This window comes from Microcystis sp. M090S1, from assembly GCF_020246295.1.
GTDB classification, from domain to species: domain Bacteria; phylum Cyanobacteriota; class Cyanobacteriia; order Cyanobacteriales; family Microcystaceae; genus Microcystis; species Microcystis aeruginosa.
In genome coordinates this window covers 23,979-30,267 of sequence record NZ_JADBTF010000477.1, presented here as the reverse complement: position 1 = coordinate 30,267, position 6,289 = coordinate 23,979, and the positions used below count along the sequence as shown (strand labels likewise).

7 protein-coding genes are annotated in these 6,289 nt (G+C 42.1%); 6 read left to right on the top strand and 1 reads right to left on the bottom strand.

Annotation, left to right across the window (positions count from 1 at the left end; all coding sequences use genetic code 11):
* From IM477_RS20980 to IM477_RS20965, 4 genes are all read left to right on the top strand, one after another.
* The coding region (locus IM477_RS20980) for a zinc ribbon domain-containing protein (protein ID WP_287733335.1) at nt 1–175 on the top strand (175 nt) is incomplete at its 5' end.
* 61 nt (nt 176–236) lie between these two features.
* Nucleotides 237–1,919, top strand: a complete 1,683-nt coding sequence (locus IM477_RS20975; RefSeq protein WP_287733334.1) for an alpha/beta hydrolase — start codon at nt 237–239, stop codon at nt 1,917–1,919.
* A gap of 149 nt (nt 1,920–2,068) precedes the next feature.
* Nucleotides 2,069–2,620, top strand: a complete 552-nt coding sequence (locus IM477_RS20970; RefSeq protein ID WP_287733332.1) for a DUF2854 domain-containing protein — start codon at nt 2,069–2,071, stop codon at nt 2,618–2,620.
* A complete protein-coding gene (locus IM477_RS20965) occupies nt 2,621–3,382 on the top strand; it encodes a sulfite exporter TauE/SafE family protein (RefSeq protein ID WP_287733331.1) in 762 nt (253 codons plus the stop codon). It abuts the gene before it with no gap.
* Nucleotides 3,383–3,560: 178 nt separating this feature from the next.
* Here IM477_RS20965 and IM477_RS20960 read toward each other — a convergent pair whose 3' ends face one another.
* Nucleotides 3,561–4,229, bottom strand: coding sequence for a hypothetical protein (locus IM477_RS20960; protein WP_287733330.1), 669 nt, complete (start codon nt 4,227–4,229; stop codon nt 3,561–3,563).
* A 163-nt stretch (nt 4,230–4,392) separates the two neighbouring features.
* Here IM477_RS20960 and IM477_RS20955 point away from each other — a divergent pair, with 163 nt between their 5' ends.
* A complete protein-coding gene (locus IM477_RS20955; protein WP_287733329.1) occupies nt 4,393–5,094 on the top strand; it encodes a DUF3120 domain-containing protein in 702 nt (233 codons plus the stop codon).
* 580 nt (nt 5,095–5,674) lie between these two features.
* Entirely contained in the window at nt 5,675–6,283 is a 609-nt protein-coding gene (locus IM477_RS20950; RefSeq protein ID WP_287733328.1) for a DEAD/DEAH box helicase, read from the top strand.
* The last annotated feature ends 6 nt before the right edge of the window (nt 6,284–6,289 follow it).

The following is a 6,289-nucleotide window of genomic DNA, read 5'->3' as shown; positions in this document are numbered from 1 at the left end:
TTGGACTTGTGTGCATTGTCAGACAACTCATGACCGGGACATAAATGCGGCAATAAATATTCGAGATGAAAGCTTACGGATATTGTCGTTAGGAACTAGCGATACTGCCTATAGAGGGGATATAAGACCAAAAGCTGGGCGTAAGTCCGTCTTGAGGCAATCCCCCGTGAAATAGGAAGCTCTCAACGACCTTGAGAGTAGTTCACTTATTGTCATTTACCCTAACTAAAAATCCCATGATTATCCCCCGTTTACAAAATCGTTTTCCCAGAAATAATTCCAGCCGTCGGCTGCGAGCTTTTCTCCTAGGTCTTTTCGCCGCCAGTATGACCGCTTTACCCCTAAAAGCCGCTGAAGAAATTGAATTTGTCTATACTCCCCTCGTCTTTTCTGTATCGGTAGCATCCCTAGAAACCTTTGCTAAAGAAGGAAAGATTGATGCTAATTTAAAAAGATTTCTTGCCAGAACAACTCCCGAAGCAAGAGAGAAGTTTCGTGAGGCTTTATTAACAAAGATTGACATCGATCCTATTTTACTATCTCGTTTTTTTAATAGTGTGATGGGTGCTGATATGCTCTATCGTTTGGGCAAAGGCATCACCATTGAAGGGGGAATTAATGGTAAATATGCCCTGCGGGGTGCGATTGTTAGTGCCGCTTTTGATCCGGGGGGATTAACCCTTTTAAATGTCCTGAAAAAATTCCCCAATAATATACAGTTACAGGGGGAAGAAATCCTCGGATTAGCTAAAACCATCGATTATGCGGTTTATGTGGCGGAAATATTTATCAAAGATATGCGCCTCTGGACAGCCGAGGAAGCCGCTGCCGTTAAACCAGCGATTAATTATGCCAGTTTACCCGATTTGCGTCAGCGCGGTAGCTTTCAGGTAAAAAAAGAAGTTTGGAACCTAACCGATAGCAGTCGCAATCGCAGTTTATATGTGAATGTTTATATCCCGCAAACTTTCCGAGACGGTAAAACACCTGTAATTATTTTTTCCCACGGATTAGCCTCGCGACCAGAAGATTATGCCCAAGCAATTGAACATCTAGCTTCCTACGGATTTTTAGTAGCGGCACCGCAACACCCCGGCAGTGATACCCAATACCTACAAGGAATGTTAGGGGGGTATTATCGCAATATTTTTGACGGCAATGAGTTTATTAATCGACCCAAAGATATTAGCTTTGTCATCGATGAATTAGCCAGACGAAATGCTAGTCAATTTCAAGGTAAACTTAACCTAACTAATGTGGGAGTAGCGGGTCATTCCTTTGGGGGTTATACATCTCTAGCTGTTGCCGGCGCAGAAATTGATTTTGATAATCTCGCCCAAGATTGTAATCGTCCTTATTCCGGGATTAATATCGCTATTTTACTGGAATGTCGCGCCCTAGAATTGCCTAGACAGGTCTATAATTTTCGCGATGAACGAGTCACGGCTGTCTTTGCGACTAATCCCGTTAACCGCAGTATTTTTGGGGAAAAAGGTTTAAGTAAAATCTCGATTCCTGTCCTCTTGGGTTCAGGAAGTTATGACCCAGCAGCTAATCCGATTTTTGAACAGGCGATTCCTTTTACTTGGTTAAAAACGCCGGATAAATATCTGGCCATGGTGGAGGGACAAGCTCATGTAAATTTTACAGAATTGGATGCAGGAATGCAAAAAACCCTCGAGTCTGTGGTCAATATCACTTTACCCGATCAAAATTTAATCGAGAATTATGCGGGAGCTTTATTGGTGGCTTTTTTTGAAGTTTATATTGCTGATAATGAAAAGTTTCGTCCTTTTCTTCTGTCTAGTTATGCAGAATATCTCAGTCAGGGACAAAAGTTTAAATTAGACTTTATTACTGCCGCTTCTGACCAGAAATTATCTCAATTAATTGAGAAATTGCGAGTACATCGGCAATAGGCACTCTTGCAATAGGCAATAGGTAATAGACACTAATTGCCTTCAGTAGCTAATAACTGAAAAATCTCCCCACTGCCCATCTGCAAAAAAGATTCTTTGGAGTTGTATAATCTCTAAAGGATTAGCGTACTCAAGAAAAAAATTATTTCATGCTCAGGAAAATTAGACTATCATACTTTGGCTTAATTTTAGGCAGTATTTTAACGGTTATCGGGATTATCGGTTATGCCCAAGGTAACGCCACGGTCAATTTAGCGGGGTTTTTCTACGGATTACCGTTATTATTGGGAGGTTTAGCCCTAAAAGCTTCAGAAATAAAACCTATACCCTTCAGTCAACCCACTAGCCCCGAAATCTTGCAATTGCGCCAACAACAGGCTACTGTCACCCAAACCAAACTTCGCAAGGATGTCACCCGCTATCGCTACGGACAGGAAGTGCATCTGGATGAAGCCCTAGAAAAGCTGGGATTAAGCCCCACGGACCAGGAAAGACCGACTTTAGTGGGAATTCGTGAAACTGCTCTTGATTCCGCCTATTGTCTCACCCTAGAATTTGAATCACCCCTTTTACCCCTAGAAAAGTGGCTGGCAAAACAGGAAAAAATTGAAAGATACTTTGGACCGGGAATTAGAGCCGAAATTAAGCAAGTTGACGAGGAAAAAATTGATTTAGCCCTAATTACTATCCCTAACGCCTAAATGCTCACGCCTATTCAGTATGGCTTCTTGGCAATTGCTGCCGTGGCTGCCGGCTTAATTAATGCTCTTGCCGGTGGCGGTAGTCTGATTACTTTTCCGACGCTGATGGCGGTGGGTATCCCACCGGTAATGGCAAATGTGACTAATACCGTCGCTTTATGCCCGGGTTATCTGGGGGCAACTCTCGCCCAAAAAAAAGACCTGCACGGGCAACAAAAACGGATTCAGTTATTGCTACCATCGGCAGTTATTGGCGGCATTATCGGTGGTATTTTGCTGTTAAATAGCAGCGATCAAGTGTTTGACCGCCTGATTCCTTTTCTGATTCTTTTAGCGGCGGCTTTATTGGCTTTTCAAGATACTTTACGCTCTTGGTTGCAGCGGCGACAGGGAGATAAAAAGGGCAATATCCCGGAAATTTGGGCGGTTTTACCCATCGCTCTCGCTTCAATTTATGGTGGTTATTTTGGAGCGGGTTTAGGTGTGATTGAGTTGGCAATTTTGGGCTTATTTCTCAAGGATAATCTCACGAGATTAAATGCTTTAAAACAGTTGCTTTCTTTGGTGGTTAACGTGGCGGCATCTTGGTTTTTTCTCTTTTCTAATCAGGTATATTGGTCGGCGGCGATAGTGGTAGCAATTGGCTCTTTAATTGGGGGTTTATTGGGGGGAAAACTAGCTAGAATTATCTCTCCTAGTTATCTGCGCTGGACTGTGGTAATTCTGAGTATTATTACCGCTACAGTTTATTTTCTTCGTTAACAAAATGTTTGTCAATAAGGTGTTTTATTGATGGAGATTGATAGATTTTTTCCTAGTTCTCAAACCTGTTCTAATTGTCTCTATCATACCAAATCCGCAAGGTGGGCGTAAGTCTATCTTCAGGCATTCCCCCGTGAGTTCAGAAGCCCCGACAATCTCGCCCAGCGGGTAGTTCACCCTAAAAAGATTGTCCCACTTCTAAGACTTTCGCTTGCCCGTTGCGAGACAAAATAACCTGTTGACTACCAACTTCCACTAAAGTCCAACCGTTGATAAATTCCCCCGGAGAAATACGCATAGTTATCCCCTTATTATCAAATAAAGCTGAAGATTGATCGCCTAAATCCATCACCCCCACCAGGGTATTTTTCACCTGATTATTAGTGGGAATAACCGCTGCCAACGGCCGATTCACTTGGGGGGCAGCCGGTAATGGTGGCGCGGAAATGTCGGGATTTGCGGGTGTAACCGGGGCAATTTTGGCAGCAGTTTCAGGGGTTTGGGGATAAACGGGAACGTAAATTCTTTCTATGATCTGGGGAGTATTATTAACCGGTAAATTAGCGGGGGGTGGTGGTGGAACCATGGCTACCGGAGAAGGGTTATTTTGGGGATCAGGATCAGGATCGGGGGATGAAGTTTGACCTTGGCGATCGATAATAGCAAGGGATGATTGCAGATAGGCGATAAATTTTTGCTCTTCCTGGGAAATCGTGCCATTTTGAGAGACAGGGGCATTTTTTTGACTGATTAGCCATGCCACCACCCAACCTAGATAGACGCAAGCAATGACAAAAATAACTTTATCTAGGGGCATTCTCGGATTTTCTTCATGGCCCGCTGCCATATTTTTTGCACTCCTCGATCGCTGCTGTCGTTTCGATTCTAACAGGATAGCGCATTGCCAAAAACAATTTTTTAATTTCCCCAAATCCCCCTAGGGGGGATATAGTAGAGAGAGAATGATGTATCTTAATATAAGTGAAGTTTTGTAACAATTCTGAAATCCTTTGCTCAACTCTACCCTAGTCCCCAGCAATCCCGATCGCCTGAAACCCCTAGTCCCTAACTGGGAAAAATGTCAATCCGTCTTTTGGACAGCAGCATTTCTGGTATCAGTCCCCGTGTTCATACAAGCGCCCCTAGTGCGCTACTATCCCGAAATTAGCCTAGGTTTAACCGTTTTCTGGGTCGGGTTAGGGATTTGGCTGCTCAAACAAGCAAAAATCAGTCTTTGGGGAGATTTACTTTTGGGCTTTAGTTGGAGTTGGTTAGCAGGTTCTCTGTACTGGGGTTGGTGGCGTTGGGAACCCTTGATCCATATTCCCATGGAAGCGATCGGGCTGCCCTTTGTTCTCTGGGGATTATGCAAAGGTCGCCGCAAAGTGGGCAATCTTTTCTATCTTGGTTCTTTGTTAGGAACCGCCATCACCGATGTATATTTCTATCTAACGGGACTAATTCCCTACTGGCGACAATTAATGACCGTGGAACTAGATCCCAACCTAGTATCGCCGATATTTCATAACGCCTTGGCCCAAATTCAGACCCCCTGGGGCATCAGTTGGGCGATCGTGCTGCTCAACCTGCTCCTAGCGATCGGTATCTATCCTTTGCAAAAACGGGTATGCCATTGGTGGGCATTTAGCGGAGCCGTATTGAGTACAATTTTAGTCGATGGTTTATTTTGGATTACCGCTTCTCTGGCCTAAGGGTTTTCCTAGCTAAACTTATTAACATTCAATTGATGAGTTTTGCCAATACATTGCTCCCAACACATTCCCAGCAAGGGTTATAGCTACAATGATCGATTTTTATTAAGGTTAATAATTGTCATTGCTTGGTTCTTCGGTTTGTGTTATGCAATGGACGGGAGTTATAAGGGGTGAAACCCTTATATAGAAAGACATTTGGCGATTTTTGTCAATTGTTTTCGATCTAGAGCGAACTAATCAATTAAGTCTCTTGCCAGATAAGGATTTAGTCGATTTATGCCACCCTATAGAACCATACCAAGTAACGAAGAACCAAAAAATCAATTATTGAAAATGTTCTCAATAGTAGTTTCCACAATCAAGGTTTTTCGGAAAAACCAGAGAAATCGTGAGCGAGGGTTAGCCATCCGTTTTAACGGATGGTAGTCGAGCGAACAAGGGGATTTATCCCCCTGTATCATTTATTAGTTTGATTCTCAATGTATGGTTCTTCGTTACTTGGTATGGTTCGCTCAGGGGGCAGAAATCGGCTAAATCCTTATCTGGCAAGAGACTTAATTGATTAGTTCGTTCTAGATTGAAAACAATTGGCAAAAATCGAAGCAATGTCTTTCTATATAAGGGTTTCATCCCTTATAACCCCCGTCCATTGCATAACAAAAACCGAAGAACCGTAATCAGAAACACAATTAATATTTTTGATTCTTACAAAGAATACATTAGTCCAAATTATATAGTAAAAAAGCCCGTCAGACAATTTAAGGAAGTCAGCACAAATTATTACACAACTGATGAAGAATTAATCGAAGCGATAAAAAGCAATATTTTGGCATTAATAAAGGATGAAAAGGTTTTACCTAAACACATAACAATCCTCTTTTCTAAACAACCAAGTCAAAACTTTCTTGACTCGATAGCATCAAAAATTTCTACTTTCAAATTTAAGCGATTCTCTCTCGCTAGTCCTCTTCATCCACAAACAATTACTTGGTCAACTATTCACGATTTTCAAGGCTTAGAAAATCATATAATTTTATTAGTGGAATTAGAACCAGAACCCATTTCTGAGACCATTCGCTTAAGAAGATTAAGATATATTGGTCGCTCAAGAGCTTGGAGTATTTTATACATCTTTTTAAGAAAAGATATGTATTCAGACATAATTGATATTGCCGATATATTTTAAAATTTG